The organism is Micromonospora fiedleri (assembly GCF_016774385.1).
Classification (GTDB): Bacteria; Actinomycetota; Actinomycetes; order Mycobacteriales; family Micromonosporaceae; genus Micromonospora; species Micromonospora gifhornensis.
Genome location: NZ_JAETXL010000004.1, coordinates 159,771 through 179,607, shown reverse-complemented (window position 1 = coordinate 179,607; position 19,837 = coordinate 159,771). Strand labels below are relative to the sequence as shown.

15 protein-coding genes are annotated in these 19,837 nt (G+C 70.2%); 11 read left to right on the top strand and 4 right to left on the bottom strand.

Annotated elements, in window-relative coordinates; translation table 11 throughout:
• Positions 1-93: 93 nt before the first annotated feature.
• The gene (locus JMF97_RS11725) at positions 94-2,154 is read right to left on the bottom strand and encodes a SpoIIE family protein phosphatase (RefSeq protein WP_203221614.1); all 2,061 of its coding nucleotides are present in this window, start codon (positions 2,152-2,154) and stop codon (positions 94-96) included.
• Between the two features lie 155 nt (positions 2,155-2,309).
• Between JMF97_RS11725 and JMF97_RS11720 the strand changes: the two genes are divergently transcribed.
• Both JMF97_RS11720 and JMF97_RS11715 read left to right on the top strand, forming a co-directional pair.
• Positions 2,310-6,680, top strand: a complete 4,371-nt coding sequence (locus tag JMF97_RS11720) for a hybrid sensor histidine kinase/response regulator (protein ID WP_203221613.1) — start codon at positions 2,310-2,312, stop codon at positions 6,678-6,680.
• A complete protein-coding gene (locus JMF97_RS11715; RefSeq protein WP_203221612.1) occupies positions 6,677-7,240 on the top strand; it encodes a response regulator in 564 nt (187 codons plus the stop codon). The genes JMF97_RS11720 and JMF97_RS11715 overlap by 4 nt, the downstream gene beginning before the upstream one ends.
• 665 nt (positions 7,241-7,905) lie before the next feature.
• Here JMF97_RS11715 and JMF97_RS11710 read toward each other — a convergent pair.
• The gene (locus JMF97_RS11710; protein ID WP_013730973.1) at positions 7,906-8,241 is read right to left on the bottom strand and encodes an STAS domain-containing protein; all 336 of its coding nucleotides are present in this window, start codon (positions 8,239-8,241) and stop codon (positions 7,906-7,908) included.
• 139 nt (positions 8,242-8,380) lie between these two features.
• On the opposite strand from JMF97_RS11710, the gene hemL reads away from it, so the two are divergent.
• The 6 genes from hemL to ccsB are packed head-to-tail and all read left to right on the top strand — an operon-like array spanning position 8,381 to position 14,460.
• A complete protein-coding gene (hemL, locus tag JMF97_RS11705; protein WP_203221611.1) occupies positions 8,381-9,721 on the top strand; it encodes a glutamate-1-semialdehyde 2,1-aminomutase in 1,341 nt (446 codons plus the stop codon).
• A gap of 4 nt (positions 9,722-9,725) precedes the next feature.
• Positions 9,726-10,373: a histidine phosphatase family protein gene (locus JMF97_RS11700; protein WP_013730975.1), complete on the top strand. Its 648-nt coding sequence runs from the start codon at positions 9,726-9,728 to the stop codon at positions 10,371-10,373.
• Between the two features lies 1 nt (position 10,374).
• Complete coding sequence (locus tag JMF97_RS11695; RefSeq protein WP_203221610.1) at positions 10,375-10,947, top strand: TlpA family protein disulfide reductase; 573 nt, start codon at positions 10,375-10,377, stop codon at positions 10,945-10,947.
• The gene (locus JMF97_RS11690; protein ID WP_203221609.1) at positions 10,947-11,840 is read left to right on the top strand and encodes a cytochrome c biogenesis CcdA family protein; all 894 of its coding nucleotides are present in this window, start codon (positions 10,947-10,949) and stop codon (positions 11,838-11,840) included. Before JMF97_RS11695 ends, JMF97_RS11690 begins: the two co-directional genes overlap by 1 nt.
• Positions 11,840-13,480 carry a cytochrome c biogenesis protein ResB gene (locus JMF97_RS11685; RefSeq protein ID WP_013730978.1) on the top strand — a complete coding sequence of 547 codons (1,641 nt, stop codon included), beginning with the start codon at positions 11,840-11,842 and terminating at the stop codon, positions 13,478-13,480. Before JMF97_RS11690 ends, JMF97_RS11685 begins: the two co-directional genes overlap by 1 nt.
• On the top strand, positions 13,480-14,460 hold the full coding sequence (gene ccsB / locus JMF97_RS11680; RefSeq protein WP_203221608.1) for a c-type cytochrome biogenesis protein CcsB: 981 nt from the start codon (positions 13,480-13,482) through the stop codon (positions 14,458-14,460). The genes JMF97_RS11685 and ccsB overlap by 1 nt, the downstream gene beginning before the upstream one ends.
• A 14-nt stretch (positions 14,461-14,474) precedes the next feature.
• Here the strand turns inward: ccsB and JMF97_RS11675 are convergent, their stop codons facing one another.
• The gene (locus JMF97_RS11675) at positions 14,475-15,395 is read right to left on the bottom strand and encodes an aromatic acid exporter family protein (RefSeq protein ID WP_203221607.1); all 921 of its coding nucleotides are present in this window, start codon (positions 15,393-15,395) and stop codon (positions 14,475-14,477) included.
• 146 nt (positions 15,396-15,541) lie between these two features.
• On the opposite strand from JMF97_RS11675, the gene JMF97_RS11670 reads away from it, so the two are divergent.
• Complete coding sequence (locus JMF97_RS11670) at positions 15,542-17,002, top strand: menaquinone biosynthesis decarboxylase (protein WP_203221606.1); 1,461 nt, start codon at positions 15,542-15,544, stop codon at positions 17,000-17,002.
• Complete coding sequence (gene mqnP / locus JMF97_RS11665; RefSeq protein ID WP_203221605.1) at positions 17,002-18,000, top strand: menaquinone biosynthesis prenyltransferase MqnP; 999 nt, start codon at positions 17,002-17,004, stop codon at positions 17,998-18,000. The genes JMF97_RS11670 and mqnP overlap by 1 nt, the downstream gene beginning before the upstream one ends.
• Position 18,001: 1 nt before the next feature.
• On the opposite strand, the gene JMF97_RS11660 is transcribed toward mqnP, so the two are convergent.
• Positions 18,002-19,024, bottom strand: a complete 1,023-nt coding sequence (locus JMF97_RS11660; RefSeq protein WP_238359232.1) for a terpene synthase family protein — start codon at positions 19,022-19,024, stop codon at positions 18,002-18,004.
• A 169-nt stretch (positions 19,025-19,193) separates the two neighbouring features.
• Between JMF97_RS11660 and JMF97_RS11655 the strand changes: the two genes are divergently transcribed.
• Complete coding sequence (locus JMF97_RS11655) at positions 19,194-19,823, top strand: UbiX family flavin prenyltransferase (RefSeq protein ID WP_013730984.1); 630 nt, start codon at positions 19,194-19,196, stop codon at positions 19,821-19,823.
• Positions 19,824-19,837 lie beyond the last annotated feature (14 nt).

The window sequence follows — 19,837 nt, the reverse complement described above, 5'->3', positions numbered from 1 at the left end:
CGTCGGCGGCCGGGCAGGCTGTGTCAGCCGCGGCGTCTTGCGGCCGGACAGGCTGTGTCACCGGCGGCGTCTGACAACAGCGGGCGCGGCCGGTCAGCCGGCGGCGTCGTTGCGGAGGACGAGGATGGCGATGTCGTCGCGCGGCTCCTCCACCGAGAAGTTGATCGCGGTGGCGCGCAGCCGGGCCGCCACCACGTCGGCGGGGTAGCCGGCGAGCGGAGTGACGGCGTCGCGCAGCCGACCGATGCCGAACAGCTCCCGGCCACGGCGGCGCTCGGTCACCCCGTCGGTGTAGAAGACCAGGCAGTCACCAGGGCCGAGGGTGATCTCCGAGGACGGTGAGCTGATCGTTTCGAGCAGGCCGAGCGCGGTGCCGCCGCTGCCGACGAAGCTGGCCGGGCCACCACCGGAACGCAGCAGCAACGGTCGATCATGCCCGGCCAGGTGCAGCTCGACGTCGAGCCGATCGCCCTCGCTCGGCGCGACCACGGCCAACGCCAGCGTGCAGTACCGTCCGGCACCCCGCTCGACAAGCGTCTCGTTGAGCCGGGGCAGCAACTCGGGCAGCGGCTTGCCGTCGCCGGCCAGCACCCGGATCACGTCCCGGACCAGCCCGGTGACCGCCGCGGCCTGCACTCCCTTGCCCGAGACGTCGCCGATCACCACCAGCCAGCGCCCGTCCGGCAGCGGCACCACGTCGTAGAAGTCACCACCGACGTCGGCGTCGCCGCCGGTCGGGACGTACTCGGCGGCGAAACCGATGCCGTCGACCACCGGCAGCACCGGCGGCAGCAGCGACTGTTGCAGGGTCTGGGCGATGCGTCGCCGTTCCGCGTGGATCCGGGCGTTCTCGATCGCCAGGGCGGCGCGGCGGGCCACGTCCTCCAGCACCGCGATCTCGTCCGGGTCGTGTCGGTGCCGTTGGTGTCGCCCGACCGCCAGGGTGCCGAGGCGCTGACCTCGGGCGATCAACGGTACGGCGAAGCCCTCCATCGGCGCGCCCAGCGGCGTCTGGGTGCCGTTGCGGCTGGCCTCCCGCAGCCGGGCCTGGATCGAGTCGGGACCCGATTCCCGCAGCGTCGTGTGCAACTGCGGCAGCATCGCCTCGTCGGCGTGCGTGGCGGCGGCCAGACGCAGCCGTCCCCACTCGTCGGTGGTGTGCACCGCGCACCACTGACCGAGCCGGGGCACCACCAGCTGCGGGACGAGCGCCATGGTCAGTTCCACGTCCAACGACTGGGCGAGCAGTTCGCTGGCCTCGGCGAGGAAGGTGAGCCAGGCCTGTCGGCGTACGTCGGCGCGGCGCAGCCGGTCGTTCTCCAGGTGCAGCGAGAGCCGCTCGGCGGTCAGCACCGCCAGCGGGCGGGCGTACGCGGTGGGCGCGGCGTCCAGTTCCAGTTCCCCGGCGTACGGGCGATGCACCGCCAGCGGCACCCGGAGCAGGTCGTGACCGGGCCGGGGCTGCCGACCGTACCGGGCGAGCACCTGGGTGCCCTGCCCGTCGCCACGATCCAGTCGCACCACACCTCCGGCGGCACCGATCATCTCCGCCACCCGGGTGAGCAGGTTCGTGGCGAAGTCGGGCAGCGGATCCTCGGCGTACGGATCGGGCAGGGTCTGCATCAGCGTGCTCATCGCCCCGGCGCTGGGCGCGGTGCTCGCTGCGGTGCCGTCCGCCTCACCGGCCGACGTCGTCCGGGCGTCCCCCGATGGGCTGCGCCGGTCCAGCCGGAACCACACGCCCTTGCCGCTGGGCAGGTAGGTGGTGCCCCAGCGGCTGGCGAAGTGATCGACGAGCAGCAGTCCCCGGCCGCGTTCGGCGACCTCGGTGATCTCCGTCGCCGCGTTGCGTACCCCGACGGTGAGTTCGTCGACCGGGCCGGAGGCGAAGTCGGACACGGTCACGGTTAACCCGGCCGCGTCGGCACTTACCTCGACGTCCAGTTCGGTGCGGGCGTGCTCGACGGCGTTGGTGGACAGCTCGGTGGTGAGCAGAAGTGCCTCGTTGAGCAGTTCGTCCAGGTCAGCCTCGGCGAGTACGGACCGCACGACGGCCCGCGCCGCCGCCGGCGTACGACGATCCGCCGGAAGCCGGACACGTCGTACATGCTCGTGTGGGCCTCCGGTCGCCGCGGGCCCCGCCTCCGCTGCCACCCTCGTATCCTCCACCGCCACCCCTGGTGTGCCAAACCGATCGGGGTTCGCGTCCGTAACCCGGGCGGCGATGCGTCGTGGCGGTTTCGAGGTCACGGGGACAATGATGGGGTGACCCGGCGCGAGCCGGTGGACCCCGAGGTGAGCGAGGAATGATGACCACGGCGAAACAGTCGGCGACCGCGGAGATCAGCGTCGCCGACCACGAGGCGGTCCTCACCGAGCTGGCGGAGGCGCTGCGCCGGGTGCGCGGCGGTGACCTCAAGGTCAGGCTTCCGCGGCGTTCCGGCGCGGCCGGGGAGGTGGCGGACGCCTTCAACGACGTGGTGTCGCTCCAGGAGCGGCAGCATCTGGATCTACGGCGGATCAGCCGGATCGTCGGTCGGGACGGCCGGCTGACCGAGCGGCTGGACGAAGAGGGGTTGGACGGCTCGTGGGCGGAAGGTCAGCGGGCCGTCAACTCGTTGATCGACGATCTGGGTCGACCCACCACCGAGATCGCGCGGGTCATCGTCGCCGTCGCCGACGGTGACCTCTCCCAGCACATGGCGCTGGAGATCGACGGCCGCCCGCTGCGCGGTGAGTACCTGCGCATCGGCCGCACGGTCAACACCATGGTCGACCAGCTCTCGTCCTTCTCCAACGAGGTGACCCGGGTGGCCCGCGAGGTGGGCACCGAGGGCAAGCTCGGCGGCCAGGCCGACGTACGCGGCGTCGCCGGCACCTGGAAGGACCTCACCGACTCGGTGAACACCATGGCGTCGAACCTCACCGGGCAGGTGCGGTCGATCTCCCAGGTGGCGACGGCGGTGGCGAAGGGCGACCTGAGCCAGAAGATCACGGTGAGCGCCCGGGGCGAGGTCGCCGAACTGGCCGACACCATGAACTCGCTCACCGATACCCTGCGGCTCTTCGCCGAGCAGGTGACCCGGGTGGCCCGTGAGGTGGGCACCGAGGGCAAGCTGGGCGGCCAGGCCGAGGTGCCCAACGTCGCCGGCACCTGGAAGGACCTGACCGACAGCGTCAACTCGATGGCGTCCAACCTGACCGCCCAGGTGCGCAACATCGCCCAGGTGTCGACGGCGGTCGCCCGAGGTGACCTGTCGCAGAAGATCACCGTGGCGGCGCAGGGCGAGATCCTCGAACTCAAGGACACCGTCAACACGATGGTGGATCAGTTGTCGTCGTTCGCCGACGAGGTCACCCGGGTCGCTCGCGAGGTGGGTACCGAGGGCAAGCTCGGCGGTCAGGCCCAGGTACGCGGGGTCTCCGGCACCTGGCGGGACCTGACCGAGAACGTCAACCAGTTGGCCGGCAACCTGACCAGCCAGGTACGCAACATCTCCCAGGTGTCCACGGCGGTGGCCAAGGGTGACCTGTCGCAGAAGATCACCGTCGACGCCCGGGGCGAGATCCTGGAGCTCAAGGACACCGTCAACACGATGGTGGATCAGTTGTCGTCGTTCGCCGACGAGGTGACCCGGGTGGCCCGTGAGGTGGGTACCGAGGGCAAGCTGGGCGGTCAGGCCCAGGTGAAGGGGGTTTCGGGCACCTGGCGGGATCTGACGGACAACGTGAACTCGATGGCGTCGAACCTCACCAGCCAGGTACGGAACATCGCCTCGGTCACCACCGCGGTCGCCAAGGGTGACCTGTCCCAGAAGATCACCGTTGACGCGCGCGGCGAGATTCTGGAGTTGAAGAACACCGTCAACACGATGGTGGATCAGTTGTCGTCGTTCGCCGACGAGGTCACGCGGGTGGCCCGTGAGGTGGGCACCGAGGGCAAGCTCGGTGGTCAGGCCCAGGTACGCGGGGTGGCCGGCACCTGGCGTGACCTGACCGACAACGTGAACTCGATGGCGTCGAACCTGACCAGCCAGGTACGCAACATCGCCCAGGTCTCGACCGCAGTGGCCAAGGGTGATCTGTCGCAGAAGATCACCGTTGACGCGCAGGGCGAGATCCTGGAGTTGAAGAACACCGTCAACACGATGGTGGACCAGCTGTCGTCGTTCGCCGACGAGGTCACGCGGGTGGCCCGCGAGGTGGGCACCGAGGGCAAGCTCGGTGGTCAGGCCCAGGTGAAGGGCGTCTCCGGCACCTGGCGCGACCTGACCGACAACGTGAACTCGATGGCGTCGAACCTCACCAGCCAGGTACGGAACATCGCCTCGGTCACCACCGCCGTCGCCAACGGTGACCTGTCGCAGAAGATCACCGTCGACGCGCAGGGCGAGATTCTGGAGTTGAAGAACACCGTCAACACGATGGTGGATCAGTTGTCGTCGTTCGCCGACGAGGTCACCCGGGTGGCCCGCGAGGTCGGCATCGAAGGCAAGCTCGGTGGTCAGGCCCAGGTGAAGGGGGTCTCCGGCACCTGGCGGGACCTGACCGAGAACGTCAACCAGCTCGCCTCCACCCTGACCACCCAGCTGCGGGCGATCGCCCAGGTGTCGACCTCGGTGACCCGGGGCGACCTGACCCAGCGGATCGCGGTGAAGGCGCAGGGCGAGGTCGCCGAGCTCAAGGACAACATCAACCAGATGATCGTCACCCTGCGGGAGACCACCCACAAGAACGCCGAGCAGGGCTGGCTCGACTCCAACCTGGCCCGCATCGGTGGCCTGTTGCAGGGCCAGCGCGACCTCGGCGAGGTCTGCCGGATGATCATGATGGAGGTGACGCCGCTGGTCGACGCGCAACTCGGCGCGTTCTTCCTGGCGGACAACTCCGAGGGCGTGATGCGGCTGCGGCTGACCGCCTCGTACGGCTACGTGTCCCGCGGCCACGAGGTCACCTTCGGCCCCGGTGAAGGACTGGTCGGGCAGACCGCCCTCTCCCGCCGGACGATCCGGGTCGGCGCCGTACCGGACGGGCGGATCACGCTGCGCTCCGGGCTGGCCGACACCCCACCGGCCGACCTGGTCGTACTGCCCGTGCTCTTCGAGGGTGAACTGCTCGGGGTGATCGAGTTCGCCAGCGTCACGCCCTTCTCCGAGTTGCACCTGTCCTTCCTGGAGCGGCTGGTCGCCACCATCGGCATCGCGGTCAACACCATCCAGGCCAACCGGCGTACGGAGGAACTGCTCGCCCAGTCGCAGCGGCTGGCCCACGAGTTGCAGGAACAGTCGGCGGAGTTGCAGCGCACCAACGCCGAACTGGAGGAGAAGGCGACCCTGCTGTCGGAGCAGAAGGGCAACATCGAGACCAAGAACCGGGAGATCGAAATGGCCCGGCTCGGTCTGGAGGAGAAGGCGCAGCAGCTCACCCGTGCCTCGGCCTACAAGTCGGAGTTCCTGGCGAACATGAGCCACGAACTGCGTACGCCGTTGAACTCGCTGCTCCTGTTAGCGCGGCTGCTGGCGGAGAACTCGGAGCGCAACCTGACCCCTAAGCAGATCGAGTTCGCCCGGACGATCCACGGCTCCGGGTCGGATCTGCTGCGCCTGATCGACGACATCCTCGACCTGTCCAAGATCGAGGCGGGGCGGATGGACGTGGAGCCGACCGAGGTCCGCTTCGCCGAGATCCGCAGCTATGTCGAGCAGGCGTTCGCCCCGCAGGCCGAGGAGAAGGGCCTGGACTTCCAGGTACGGGTGGCCAAGGACCTGCCGCCCGCGGTGGTCACCGACGCCCAGCGACTCCAGCAGATCCTGCGCAACCTGCTGTCCAACGCGGTGAAGTTCACCGACAACGGCGCGGTGACGCTGCGCATCTCCCGGGCACCGGAGCACGTGGTCTTCGACGTACCGGCGTTGATCAACGCCCGTCAGGTGATCGCGTTCACGGTGATCGACACCGGCATCGGCATCTCCGACGACAAGCTGTCCCTGATCTTCGAGGCGTTCCAGCAGGCGGACGGCACCACCAGCCGCCGCTACGGCGGCACCGGCCTGGGCCTGTCCATCAGCCGCGACCTGGCCCGGCTGATCGGCGGCACGATCACCGTCAGCTCGGCACCCAACCAGGGCTCGACGTTCACCCTCTACCTGCCCGACGTGCTGGCGCCGGACGCCGTGGTCGCCCCGGCACCACCCTCCCCGCAGCGGGCCGGCCTGCCGTCGTCGCTGCTGATGCCGCCGGTGGAGTTGCTGCCACAGCAGCCCGAGGCACCGAAGACCCGCCAACTGGACGGCGCCACGGTGCTGATCGTCGACGACGATGTGCGCAACGTGTTCGCCCTGACCAGCGCGCTGGAACTACACGGCATGACGGTGCTCTACGCCGACAACGGCAACGACGGCGTACGCCTGCTCGCCGAGCACCCGGAGGTCGACATCGTGCTGATGGATGCCATGATGCCTGACCAGGACGGGTACGAGACCACCAGACAGATCCGGCGCAACCACCGGTTCGCCGATCTGCCGATCGTCTTCCTCACGGCCAAGGCGATGCCCGGCGACCGGGAGTCGGCGATCGCGGCGGGGGCAAGTGACTACATCACCAAACCGGTCGACCTGGACGAGCTGATCGAGTTGATGGGCTCCTGGATCAGTGGCAGCCGTACCGAGGAGGGCTCGTGACGCAGGTGGCAAAGGCGCTACTGGTCGATGACCGCCGGGAGAACCTGATGGCCCTGGAGGCGATCCTCCAGGGGTTGCCGGTGCAGTCGGTGGCGGTGGAGAGCGGGGAGGCGGCGCTCAAGCAACTGCTGGTCGACGACTTCGCGGTCATCCTGCTCGACGCCCAGATGCCGGACATGGACGGCTTCGAGACGGCCAGCCACATCAAGCGGCGGGAACGCACCCGACACGTACCGATCATCTTCCTGACCGCCGCCGACCGGGACGCCCAACTGGCGCTACGCGGCTACGCGGTCGGCGCGGTGGACTACCTGACCAAGCCCTTCGACCCGTGGGTGCTGCGGGCCAAGGTCTCCGTCTTCGTGGAACTCTGGACCAAGACCCGCCAGTTGGCCGCCCAGTCGGAGATGGTCCGCGAGCGCGACGCCCAGTGGCGCCTGCTCACCGACGCCGTCGACGAGGCCACCACCCTCCTACGCTCCGCCGACGACAACCCCGACGCCATCGCCCAAGCCCTGGCCACCCTCGAACAAGCCCGCTGGGGCCCCACCCCCGACTAACCCCACCCTCCCCACTCTCACCGCGCCGCCGCCCCCGCTCTCGCCACCATCCCCGCCACCCTCGCCCCCGCGCGCCGCCCTCGCCCTTGCGCGTCACGCCCTTCCCGCCGCGATCTTGCACTTTTCGTCGGGGTGTAACGGGGTAAAGGCGACATAGGGGTGACCGCAAGCGCAAGATCGCGGAGTCCGTCACGAGCGTGGGCGTGGTCGCGTCGCTGCTCTCCATGCCGCGATCTTGCACTTCTCGTCGGGGCGTAGCGGGGCAAAGACCGCATAAGGGCGACCGCAAGTGCAAGATCGCGGGTGCCGCGACGTGAGGGTCGTGGACGTGGTCGTGTCACCCGTCCTCCCTGCGGCGATCTTGCATCTTTCGTCGGGGCATAACGGGGCAAAGGCGGCGTGAGGGTGACCACAAGTGCAAGATCACGTGGGCGTACGTGGGCGTGGGCGTGGGGCGCGGCGCGGGAGTCGTGGCGGTCAGGGCGTGGCCACGACCCTGGGCGCCGGACTCGGTCATCCGCAGCGGGTGGGCGCGCGCGTGGGCTGTGGGCGTGGCCGTGGCCGTGGGCGCCGGACTCGGTCAGCGGTCATCCGCATCGGCGGGGCGCGCGAGGGCTGTGGCCCCTGGGGCCGTGAGCGGGGTGCCGGGGCGGGGTGGGGGGTGGTTAGGGGGTGGGGGCGTCGTTGCGGATCATCAGGGCGCTGCGGAGGCCGGTGATGTCCAGGACGCGGAGCAGGAACTCGCCGACGTTGGTCAGGATCAGCAGGCTCTGGGCGTGGCTGGCCTTGCGGCTGAGCACGACGAGGGTGCCGAGGCCCTGCGAGTCGCAGAAGGTGACTCCGCCCAGGTCGAGCACTATCCGGGGCGGCGGCTCGGCGAGGACCTCGTTGACGACGGTCGACAGCTGGGCGGCCGTGAGCATGTCGATCTCACCGGCAAGGCGGAGGACTGCTTCGTCGCCCGTTCGGTGTACGGTGATGGACAGTTCGGCACGATCCACCGGATCAGCCTATCGCGATCTCGCACGTCCGGCCTGTCGAGGCGAACCGGCCCGGGGTGGCCTTTCGCAGGTGAGCCTGGTAACCCCGTTCCGGGGTGCCTGCCGGTCCCCAGGTTGACGCTGACACAATGGCGGCATCGTGACCGAGGTGACTTCCGCCGGATCCGACCGCTACCCGGTCGACGCGCCGGCCTCAGCGGCCCTGTTCGACCGCGCTCGCGCCATCGTGCCGGGCGGGGTGAATTCTCCCGTGCGCGCCTTCCGCGCCGTCGGTGGGACGCCCCGCTTCATGGTTCGCGGTGAGGGCCCCTGGCTGTACGACGCCGACGACCGGCGCTACGTCGACCTGGTGTGCTCGTGGGGGCCGCTGATTCTCGGCCACGCCCACCCCGAGGTGGTCGCGGCGGTGCAGGCTGCCGCCGCCAACGGCACCAGCTTCGGTACGCCCACGCCCGGCGAGGTGGAGTTGGCCGCCGAGATCGTCGCGCGTACCCCGGTCGAGCAGGTTCGGCTGGTCAACTCGGGCACCGAGGCGACCATGTCGGCGATCCGGCTGGCTCGTGGCTACACCGGTCGCTCGAAGATCATCAAGTTCGCCGGCTGCTACCACGGGCACGTGGACGCGCTGCTCGCCGCTGCCGGCTCCGGCGTGGCCACCCTCGGCCTGCCCGATTCGCCCGGCGTCACCGGTGCGGCGGCCAGCGAGACGATCGTGCTGCCGTACAACGACATCGCTGCTGTCGAGGAGGCGTTCGCCGCCGAGGGTCAGCACATCGCCGCCGTGATCACCGAGGCTGCACCGGGCAACATGGGCGTGATCGCGCCCCGGGACGGCTTCAACGAGCAGTTGGCGCGGATCGCGCACGCCAACGGTGCGCTGCTCATCATCGACGAGGTGATGACCGGGTTCCGGGTCTCCCGCTCCGGGTGGCACGGCCTCGACCCGGTCGAGGCGGACCTGTGGACGTACGGCAAGGTCATGGGTGGTGGGCTGCCCGCCGCGGCGTTCGGCGGGCGCGCGGAGATCATGTCGCGGCTGGCCCCGGCCGGCCCGGTCTACCAGGCCGGCACGCTCTCCGGTAACCCGCTGGCCTGCGCCGCCGGGCTGACCACCCTGCGGCTGGCCGACGACGCGCTCTACCGCAAGCTGGACGACACCGCCGCCGTCGTGGGCAAGCTCGCCGGCGACGCGCTGACCGCCGCCGGTGTCCCGCACCGACTGTCGTACGCGGGCAGCATGTTTTCGATCTTCTTCACCGACGCCGACGTGGTCGACTACGACAGCGCCCGCACCCAGCAGGTGCCCGCGTTCAAGGCGTTCTTCCACGCGATGCTCGCCGCCGGGGTGTACCTCCCGCCGAGCGCGTTCGAATCCTGGTTCGTGTCGGCGGCGATCGACGACGCCGCCCTGGAGCAGATAGCCGCCGCCCTACCGGAGGCGGCCAACGCGGCGGCGGCAGCGGCAGGTACGGGGGGATAGCACGGTGAGTAAGACGGTGGTCCATGTGCTTCGGCATGGCGAGGTGCACAACCCGGACGGCATTCTCTACGGCCGACTGCCCGGGTTCCGCCTCAGCGAGCTGGGTGTCCAGATGGCCAAGGCCGCCGCGCAGGGGCTCGCCGACCGCGAGGTCGTGCACGTGGTGGCCAGCCCGCTGGAACGCGCCCAGCAGACCGCCGAACCGATCGCCGCGCAGTTCGGGTTGCCCGTCGGGGTGGACGAGCGGCTGATCGAGAGCGCCAACTGGTTCGAGGGCAAGCGGGTCTCGCCCGGCGACGGTTCGTTCCGCGACCCGCGTAACTGGTGGGTGCTGCGCGACCCGGTCACTCCGTCGTGGGGCGAGGCGTACCGGGCGATCGCCGAGCGGATGTTTGCCGCGCTGCACGCCGCCCGGGTCGCCGCCGAGGGTCGCGAGGCCGTCCTGGTCTCCCACCAACTGCCGATCTGGACGCTGCGCCGCTATGTCGAGCGCAAGCGGCTCTGGCACGACCCGCGCCGCCGCCAGTGCGGGCTGGCCTCGCTGACCACCTTCCACTTCGACGGCGCGAAGGTCGTCGGCATCGGCTACTCGGAACCGGCCGCGCACCTGGTCGCGATGTCGCCGGGTGCCCGGACGGCCAAGGGAGCCTGAGATGGTTGCCCCCAGGCTGGTCGTCGGGCTGCTCGCCGTCGCCTTGGCGGCGGTGCTGACCGGCTGCACCGGCGGCGGGCGTGAGTCGACCTGTGACAGCGCGAACGGCATCGTCGAGTGCGGTCCGGAGCAACGTTCGGACGCCCCCAAGATCACCGGTGAGCTGCTCACCGGTGGCTCCTACGACGTGGCCGACCAGCGTGGTCAGGTGGTCGTGGTCAACTTCTGGGGTTCCTGGTGCGCGCCCTGTCGGGCGGAGGCCGACGACCTGGAAGGCACCTACCAGGCGACCAAGGACTCCGGGGTCACCTTCCTCGGCATCAACGTGCAGGACAGCCGGGACAAGGCGATCGCCTTCGAGGAGGGCCGGGTCAGCTACCCGAGCATCTTCGACCCGGGCAGCCGGCTGGCCCTGGACATGGACATCCCGCCGAACACCATCCCGGCCACCGTCGTGCTCGACCGGGAGGGTCGGATCGCGGTGGTGATCCGGGCGGCCGTACGGCAGGAGGGCCTGCAACCCATCGTCGAGCGGATCGCCGCGGAGTCCCCCGCGCCGTCCGGCCAACGCTGATGGGCGAGACCTTCGGGCAACTCGCCGTCTCCGGCCCGTTGCTGCTCGCGGTGGGCGCGGCGGCGCTGGCCGGGCTGGTCAGCTTCCTGTCGCCCTGCGTGCTCCCGTTGATGCCCGGCTATCTGTCGTACGTCACCGGGCTGGCCGGCGCCGACCTGGAAGGCAGAGGTGCAAGGAAGGGCACCTTGTTAACGCCTGCGGTAGAGGAAGGGACCCCTGTTAACACCGCCACCTCCGCCGACGGCGCAGCAGCCGAGCGCAGCGGTGGCGTCGGCACGGTGGTACGCGCGGAACGGGTCCGGGCCGGGGTGAAGGGTCGGGTGCTCGCCGGGACGCTGCTGTTCGTCGTCGGCTTCACCGTCGTCTTCGTCTGCACCGCGATCCTGTTCAGCACCATCGGCCGGGTCTTCTTCGACTACAAGCGTCCACTGGAGATCGTCATCGGCGGTCTCGTGGTGCTGCTCGGGCTGGGCTACCTCGGGGTGCTGCCCGGCCTTCAGCGGGAACTGCGGATCAACCGGCTGCCCAGCGCCGGTCTGCTCGGCGCACCCGTACTCGGTGCGGTGTTCGCGTTGACCTGGGTGCCGTGCACCGGGCCGACCCTGGCCGCGGTGCTCGGCATGGCCGCCACCAGCGGGCAGACCGACCGGGCGGTGGTGCTGGCGGTGGCGTACTGCCTGGGGTTGGGGATTCCGTTCGTCGTCTTCGGGCTGGGCTTCAACCGGCTGCTCGGGGTGTTCCAGGCGATCCGGCGCAACAGCCGCTGGGTCACCCGGATCGGTGGCGTACTCCTGATCATGATCGGGTTGGCGCTGGTCACCGGCGGCTGGACCAACGTCGTGATCTGGTTGCAGACCACCATCGGTGTGGGCGATTTCCAGGTGAGCATCTGATGACCGCTGTGGACGACCGACCGGGCGCACCGGCGGAGGCGCCTCGCCGCCGTACCAACCCGCTGCTCGCCCTGGCGCGCAACTCGTGGCGGCAACTGACCAGCATGCGTACCGCGCTGGTGTTGCTCTTCCTGCTCGCGGTCGCCGCGATCCCCGGTTCGGTGCTGCCGCAGCGCGGTGTCAACCCGGAGGACGTCCGCGACTTCTTCACCGAGCACCCCGATCTGGCCCCGTGGCTGGATCGGATCGGCGCGTTCGAGGCGTTCAGCTCGGTCTGGTTCTCCGCGATCTACCTGTTGCTGTTCACCTCGCTGATCGGGTGCATCACGCCCCGGCTGGTCGACCACGTCCGGGCGCTGCGGGCCCGGCCTCCGGCCGTACCGAAGCGGCTCGGTCGGCTGCCGCAGCACACGGTGGTGCCCGCGCCCGACGGTGGCGTGGCGGCGGTCGCCGAGGCGCTGCGGCGTCGTCGGTGGCGGGTGGTGGTCCGCGGCGACGAGGTCTCCGCCGAGAAGGGCTACCTCAAGGAGACCGGCAACCTGATCTTCCACACCTCGATGGTGCTGGTGCTGCTCGGTGTCGCCCTCGGCTCCTGGTACGGCTGGCAGGGCAACCGGCTGCTCGTCGCCGGTGCCGACCACGTCTTCTGCAACACCCGCCAGCAGTACGCCGAGGTGAAGCTCGGCCCGCGGGTCGGCGACGACCTGCCCCGGTTCTGCCTGCAACTCGACGAGTTCGACGCCCGTTTCCTGCCGACCGGTCAGCCGTCGTTCTACAACGCGAAGGTGACCGTGGACGAGGACGGCGACCCGCCCCGGACGGCGGAGTTCTCGGTCAACTCGCCGCTGCGCCTCGACGGGGCGAACGTCTACCTGCTCGGGCACGGGTACGCCCCGGTGATCCGCTACACCGATCGGTTCGGTCGCAGCCAGACCAGCGCGGTGCCGTTCCTCAGCAACGGTGATCTCGGGCTGACCAGCGAAGGGCTGGCCGCCTTCCCGGACGCCAACGTCGATCCGGCGACCGGCGAGCGCAAGCCGGACCTGCAGATGGCCTTCGACGGGCTGTACCTGCCGACCGCTCCCCAGGAGCCCCCGTTCACCCGCTCGGAGCACCCGACCGAGGAGAACCCGCTGCTCGGCCTGGTGGCCTACCGGGGCAACCTGGGTCTGGACGGCGGCATCCCCGGCTCGGTGTACCAACTCGACCAGCGTCAGGTGCGCAACGGCCGGCTCACCGAGATCGGCGCGAAGGAGTTGCGGCTCGGGGAGAGCTGGACCCTTGACGACGGCACGACTGTCGAGTTCCTGGGCTCCGAGCCGTACATCGTGCTGTCCGTGCGGTACGACCCCGGTACGACGCTGCTGCTGATCAGCTCGGTCGGCCTGGTGCTGGGGCTGATGGGGTCGCTGTTCGTCAGGCGTCGACGGGTCTTCGTACGGCTCCTTTCGGCTGATGCGGCCGACCCCGCCGACGGATCTCCGACGCGCGGTAGTAGTTTGATCGAGGTGGGCGGCCTGCCGCGTACCGAGCATCCCGGGTTCGCCGACGAGTTCGCCCAACTGGTGGCGGCGATGCGCGGCGAACGGCCGGCCGACGAGGTCGACGGCGTACCGGACGCGCGAGAAGGGGCCAAGTGATGTCCGCACTCTCCGACCAGCTGGTGTCGATCACCACGATGGTGTACCTGCTGGCGATGATCGGTCACGCGGTCGAGTACGCCCTGGGCAACTCCCGGGCCGTGGCCGTGACCGCGCCCGCCCGCGAGCTGGTCGGTGCGGCGGTTGGCGCCGGTGGCGGCGTGGTGACCGAGCGGGGCACACCGGTCGCCGATCCCGCCGGTCCGGCCCAGCGCACGGCGTGGCGCGCCGTACTGGCCGGTCGGATCGCGGTCGGGCTGACCGCGCTGGGCGCGGCGTTGCACCTGGCCGGGCTGGTCACCCGTGGTATCGCCGCCGAGCGGATGCCCTGGGGCAACATGTACGAGTTCGTGCTCACGGTCTCGTTCATCGGCGTCGTCGCCTGGCTGGTGGTGCTGGTGAAGGTGCCGTCGCTGCGCCGACTCGGGCTGTTCCTGACCCTGGTCATGGTGCTGCTGGTGGCCACCGCCGAGCTGGTGCTCTATACGCCGATCGTGCCGCTGGTGCCGGCGCTCAACTCGTACTGGTTCATCGTGCACGTGTCGACAATCGTGTTCGCCTCGGGGCTGTTCCTGCTCGGCGCGGTGCCGGCGGTGGCGTACCTGATGCGGGCGGGCTACGAGCGGGGCAAGCGTAGCTTCCCGTACACCCTGGCCAAGCGGCTGCCGGCGGCGGCCAGCATGGAGCGGCTCACCTTCGTCCTGCACGCCTTCGCGTTCCCGATCTTCACCTTCGCGGTGATCGCCGGGGCGGTCTGGGCCGAGGCGGCGTGGGGCCGGCCCTGGGGCTGGGACCCGAAGGAGACCTGGTCCTTCATCTCCTGGGTGATCTACGCCGGCTACCTGCACGCACGGGCGACGCCGAGCGTGAAGCGCAACCTGGTCGCCTGGCTGGCCATCCTGGGCTTCGCGACGATGATGATGAACCTCTTCGGCGTGAACATCTTCTTCACCGGCCTGCACTCGTACGCCGACGTCTGATCCGCGTCGACGGGTCAGCTGTCGCCGGTTCGATGCCCGCTGGGCAGGGCGAGAGCGGCGTCGATCCCGTCGAGTACGTCCGGTTTGTCGGCACCGGCGCTGCGCAGCAGGTCGACGGCCACCATCCGGATGTGGCCGACGATCGTGCTGACCGGCAACGGCTGCTCGTACCGGACCAGCGGCGTCATCGCCCGGACCGTGTCGAGCGCCACCGCACCCGCCCGGTCGACGTGCCGGTCGGCCGTGTCGCGGTCGCCGGCGACGACGGCGGTGAGCACCGCGGCGGCGCAGCCGGCCAGCCGGCTCAGCCCGGCCAGCGCGGTGCCGAGCTGCGGCGGCGGCGGTTGCGGCAGCCGGGCCAGCACCACCGTCGAGCGAGCCAGCGTACGGGTGTTGCGGACCGCGTAGTCGACGTGGTCGGCGGCGGACCGGGCGGCATCGACGCGGGACCGGCTGCCCCGCTCCCAGACCGCGAGGCGCAGGTTCTCGTCGGCGACCGACACGGCCAGGCGTAGCGCGGCGGTGCGCGAGTCCAACTGCTGAGCCCGCCCGAAGGCGGACCGGGCCGCCTGGTCGTCGTGCCGCTGCACCGCCTGACGGATGTCGTCGAGCACCCCGGACAGCTCCGCGAACGTCCGTCGTCCCTCGGTGTCCAGCGGGCGCAGCGGCGACTGCGCGCCGACGACCTGGGTGATCAGCAACGCGATGAAGCCGCCGATCAGCGCGTCGTAGAGGCGGGTCGGTTCGAGTTCCTGGCCCGGCGGCACCAGCGCGGCGGCCGGGGCGTAGAACGCCGAGGGGTCACCGCTGCCGTGTGGGCCGCCGAGCAGCCGACTGGCGACGAACCAGGAGGCGGTGGTGGCCAGCGTCACCTCGACCACGAGCAGCCAACTGTCACGCAGCCGACCTCCGGCGGTACGGAACCAGTTCGTCACCCGGGACACGCCGTACAACGAGGTGACCGGGGTTCCGTCGCTGTCGCCCGGTTCTGGCACAGGCTGTGGTGCAACGCACACCATGCCGCCCACACCACCTGACCCGGGCGGCCGGATCGGCAGCACAGTGGGGGAGACTTGCTGACATGGCTGCTCGTGGGTTTCCCTACACCGATCTGAAGGATTTCCTGGCCGCGCTGGAGCGCGCCGGCGAACTGCGCCGGGTCGGCGTGCCGGTCGACCCGACACTGGAGATCAGTGAGGTGGTGACCCGTACGGTGCGGGCCGACGGGCCGGCGTTGCTGTTCGAGCGGCCGACCCGGGGCGAGATGCCGGTGGCGATCAACCTGTTCGGCACCGAGAAGCGGACCGCGATGGCGCTCGGCGTCGAGTCGCTGGACGAGATCGGCAACCGGATCGGCGAGATGCTCAAGCCGGAACTGCCTGTGGGTTTCTCCGGCATGATGGGCGGCCTGGGCAAGGTGATGCAGCTCAAGTCGATGCCGCCCAAGAAGGTGAAGACCGCCCCCTGCCAGCAGGTGATCTACCGGGGCGACGACGTCGACCTGAACCGGCTGCCCGGGCTTCAGGTGTGGCCGGGCGACGGCGGGATCTTCCACAACTTCGGGCTGACCCACACCAAGCACCCGGAGACCGGCAAGCGCAACCTCGGGTTGTACCGGCTCCAGCAGCACAGCCACAACACCCTCGGCATGCACTGGCAGATCCACAAGAACTCCACCGCGCACCACGCCGTCGCCGAGCGGCTCGGCCAGCGGCTGCCGGTCGCCATCGCGATCGGCTGCGACCCGGTGGTCAGCTACGCGTCGAGCGCGCCGCTCCCCGCCGACATCGACGAGTACCTGTTCGCCGGGTTCCTGCGCGGTGAGCGGGTGGAGATGGTCGACTGCCTGACCGTGCCGTTGCAGGTGCCGGCGCACGCCCAGGTGGTGCTGGAGGGCTACCTGGAGCCGGGCGAGCGGCTGCCGGAAGGCCCCTTCGGCGACCACACCGGCTTCTACACCCCGGTGGAGCCGTTCCCGGTGCTGCACGTCGAGGCGATGACCATGCAGCGCGACCCGGTGTACCACACGATCGTCACCTCGAAGCCGCCGCAGGAGGACCACGGCCTGGGCAAGGCCACCGAGCGGATCTTCGCCCCGCTGCTGCGTTTCCTCATCCCGGACATCGTCGACTACGACCTGCCGGCCGCCGGGGTCTTCCACAACTGCGCGATCGTGTCGATCCGCAAGCGCTACCCGAAGCACGCGCAGAAGGTGATGAACGCGATCTGGGGCGCGCACATGATGTCGCTGACCAAGCTCATCGTGATCGTCGACGAGGACTGCGACGTGCACGACTACAACGAGGTGGCGTTCCGCGCCTTCGGCAACGTCGACTACGCCCGTGACCTGCTGATCACCGAGGGCCCGGTGGACCACCTGGACCACTCCTCGTACCAGCAGTTCTGGGGTGGCAAGGCCGGCATCGACGCCACCCGCAAGCTCCCCAGCGAGGGCTACACCCGAGGCTGGCCCGAGGAAATGACCATGACCCCCGAAGTGGTCTCCCTGGTCGACAAGCGCTGGAAGGAATACGGCATCTGATGACAACCCCCGCCCCGCCCTCCCCGCGCGACCCCTCTTCTTCCCGCGATCTTGCGGTTTCGGTCGCTGATTCGTCTGCTTCGTCCAGCTCTGCCCCGACCGAAAGTGCAAGATCGCGGGGGCGGGTGAAGGCGTTCCTGCGGCTTGTGGCGATTGAGCACTCGGTGTTTGCGTTGCCGTTCGCTTACCTGTCGGCGTTGACGGCTATGGCGGTCGACGGGGGGCGGGTGCGGTGGGGGGATCTGGCGCTGATCACTGTGGCGATGGTGGGGGCGCGAACGTTTGCCATGGCGGCGAACCGGATTCTGGATCGGCGGATCGATGCGCGGAATCCGCGTACCGTCAACCGGGAACTGGTGACGGGGGCGGTGAGCCTGCGGACGGCCTGGACCGGGGCGGGCGTGGCGCTTGCCTTCTTCCTGGCCGCCGCAGCCCTGCTCAACCCGCTCTGCCTGGTGCTGGCGCCACTGGCGGTGGTGCCGCTGATCGTCTACCCGTACGGCAAGCGGTTCACCAACTGGCCGCACGCGATCCTCGGCATCGCCCAGATGGTCGGCCCGGTCGGCGCCTGGCTCGCGGTCACCGGCACGTTCGCCGGCTCCGGCCCGGCCTGGGTGCTCGGAGCCGCCGTCGGCCTGTGGATCGGTGGCTTCGACCTGATCTACGCCTGCCAGGACGCCGAGGTGGACCGGAAGATCGGGGTGCACAGCGTGCCCGCCCGGTACGGGCTGCGGTTCGCACTGCACGCCTCCACCGTCGCGCACGTGGTGACGTTCGCGCTGCTCCTCTGGTTCGGTGCGCTCGTCGGTCTCGGCTGGCTCTGGTGGATCGGGCTGGCGCTGACCGCGATCGCCTTCGGCTACCAGCACCTGGTCGTCAAGCCGGACGACCTGAGCAAGGTCAACCGGGCGTTCTTCACCGCCAACGGGTTCGTCAGCATCGCCCTGTTCGTCTTCGCCCTGCTCGACCTGGTGACCCGCCTGGACCTGCGCCCCTGACTCACCCGGCGTTGACGAGGCCTGTGTAACGGGTGCTTTCGAGGGTCCAGTCGATGGTGCCGCGGACGGCGTGGGAGACCCCGTCGAGATGGGTGGTGACGGCCGCGTCCAGCGCCGGTCCGAACGACGGCACCGCCGCGCGCCGGTCGACGAACCGTCGCATCGACTCGTGCCAGCGTCGCGTCACCACCTCGACCGCGTCATCCACCGACACCTGACGCTCGGTGGCCGTCGCCAGGACGAGGTTGTGCCCGCCCGAGGTGGCCGCGTCGGAGGCCAGCGAGGCGAGGTCGTTGTACCAGGAGAGCAGGTCGTTGCCGAGGTCGCGCACCTCGCGTAGCAACGGATGATGGTAGACGGCGTCGGGCAGCGGTCGACCGGTTACGAATTCGGCGAGCGGATAGGAGACGTCCGCCGCCGAGGTGGCCCGGCGGAGCGCGACGTACTCGCTGACGCCGGGCGCGTGACCGCGGGACTTGTTCGTCGCCTCCTGCCAGGTGCCGTCGAGGTGCCGGGCCACCGCGTCGGCGAAGCGCAACCGCCAACGGGTCGGCATCCGACGGTGCGGTTCCCGCCAGGCGTTGACCAGCAACCGGCGCAGCGGGCCGCGCAGCCCGGGATGTCGCGGCCGGGAACGACCTTGCAGCAGCAGTACGGCGCCGTCCCGCAACCCGCGGATCTCGGCCAGTTCGAGCCGGCCCGGCCCGTCGCAGGCGTCGTCTACCAGGAAGAACCAGGTGAACAACGCGGACAGTACGCGCAGGTCGGCCTCGGTGGCGTCCGGGTAGAGCCGCCCGGCGTAGTGGGCGAAGCGGGCGCCGGCCAGCCGTTGCCGCGTCGGCTCGTCGAGCGGCAGCCCGGTCTGCGGCAGCCAGCCCATCAGCCAGCGCTGCGCTTCATCGGCGTACGGGGACTGTCGGGATGGCACCGGACAGGCATCGCGTAACGCCGGCAGGATGTCGGTGGCGATCCGTACGGGCCGGTTCTCGTCAGCGTGTCGCGTCGGCAGGGTGTGATCAGCCATCCCGGATCCTCTCCCACGAGCCACGCCTGCGCGAGCCCACGCGTTCGGCCTCGGGCAGCATGCCAGGTGGTGGCCGGCCGTCGGTGCCCGGCCGGACATCGGGGTCGATACCAGCCTGTTCCCCGGGGTGGCTGCCCGGCGGCCGGCAGCGACCAGGCAGGCTGGAGGCATGCGTGAACCATGGGTGGTCGGGGTGTCCGGGGCGTCGGGGACGCCGTACGCGGCTGCGGTGGTACGCGGGCTACTCGACGCCGGGCAGCCGGTGGACCTGATCGTCTCCCGAGCCGCCCGGTTGACCATCCTCGACGAGACCGGACGTCCGTTCCGCGACGCACACTGGGCCGAGGATCTGTCCGCCTGGCTCGGCCGTGATCTGGACGGCGCGGATGTGCGGCACTGGCCCGCCGGTGACCTGGCGGCCGGACCCAGCAGCGGTTCGTACCCGGTGCGCGGCATGGCCGTGGTGCCCGCGAGCACGGCGGCCTGCGCCGGCATCGCGATCGGGCTGTCGAAAGACCTGCTGCAGCGGGCCGCCGAGGTCAACCTCAAGGAGCGCCGGCAGGTGGTCGTCGTGCCGCGCGAGACGCCGGTGACCCGCAGCCACCTGGAACACCTGATCGCGTTGCACGATGCCGGCGCGGTGGTGCTGCCGGCAAGTCCCGGCTTCTACGGTGCGGGCGCCGCCGCTTCCGCGGCGCAGCTGGTGGATTTCGTGGCGGGCAAGGTGCTCGACGCTCTCGGCGTGCCACACACCCTGTTCCACCGCTGGACCGGAACGTTGAACGCGGACCGGACCTGACGAGCCGGCCCGCG

Excerpts from the sequence above, each read along its gene's own strand:
- JMF97_RS11720 (WP_203221613.1), top strand. The coding sequence starts at position 2,310 with ATGACCACGGCGAAACAGTCGGCGACCGCGGAGATCAGCGTCGCCGAC.
- JMF97_RS11695 (WP_203221610.1), top strand. The coding sequence starts at position 10,375 with ATGGTTGCCCCCAGGCTGGTCGTCGGGCTGCTCGCCGTCGCCTTGGCG.
- JMF97_RS11690 (WP_203221609.1), top strand. The coding sequence starts at position 10,947 with ATGGGCGAGACCTTCGGGCAACTCGCCGTCTCCGGCCCGTTGCTGCTC.
- JMF97_RS11685 (WP_013730978.1), top strand. The coding sequence starts at position 11,840 with ATGACCGCTGTGGACGACCGACCGGGCGCACCGGCGGAGGCGCCTCGC.
- ccsB (WP_203221608.1), top strand. The coding sequence starts at position 13,480 with ATGTCCGCACTCTCCGACCAGCTGGTGTCGATCACCACGATGGTGTAC.
- JMF97_RS11670 (WP_203221606.1), top strand. The coding sequence starts at position 15,542 with ATGGCTGCTCGTGGGTTTCCCTACACCGATCTGAAGGATTTCCTGGCC.
- mqnP (WP_203221605.1), top strand. The coding sequence starts at position 17,002 with ATGACAACCCCCGCCCCGCCCTCCCCGCGCGACCCCTCTTCTTCCCGC.
- JMF97_RS11660 (WP_238359232.1), bottom strand. The coding sequence starts at position 19,024 with ATGGCTGATCACACCCTGCCGACGCGACACGCTGACGAGAACCGGCCC.
- JMF97_RS11655 (WP_013730984.1), top strand. The coding sequence starts at position 19,194 with ATGCGTGAACCATGGGTGGTCGGGGTGTCCGGGGCGTCGGGGACGCCG.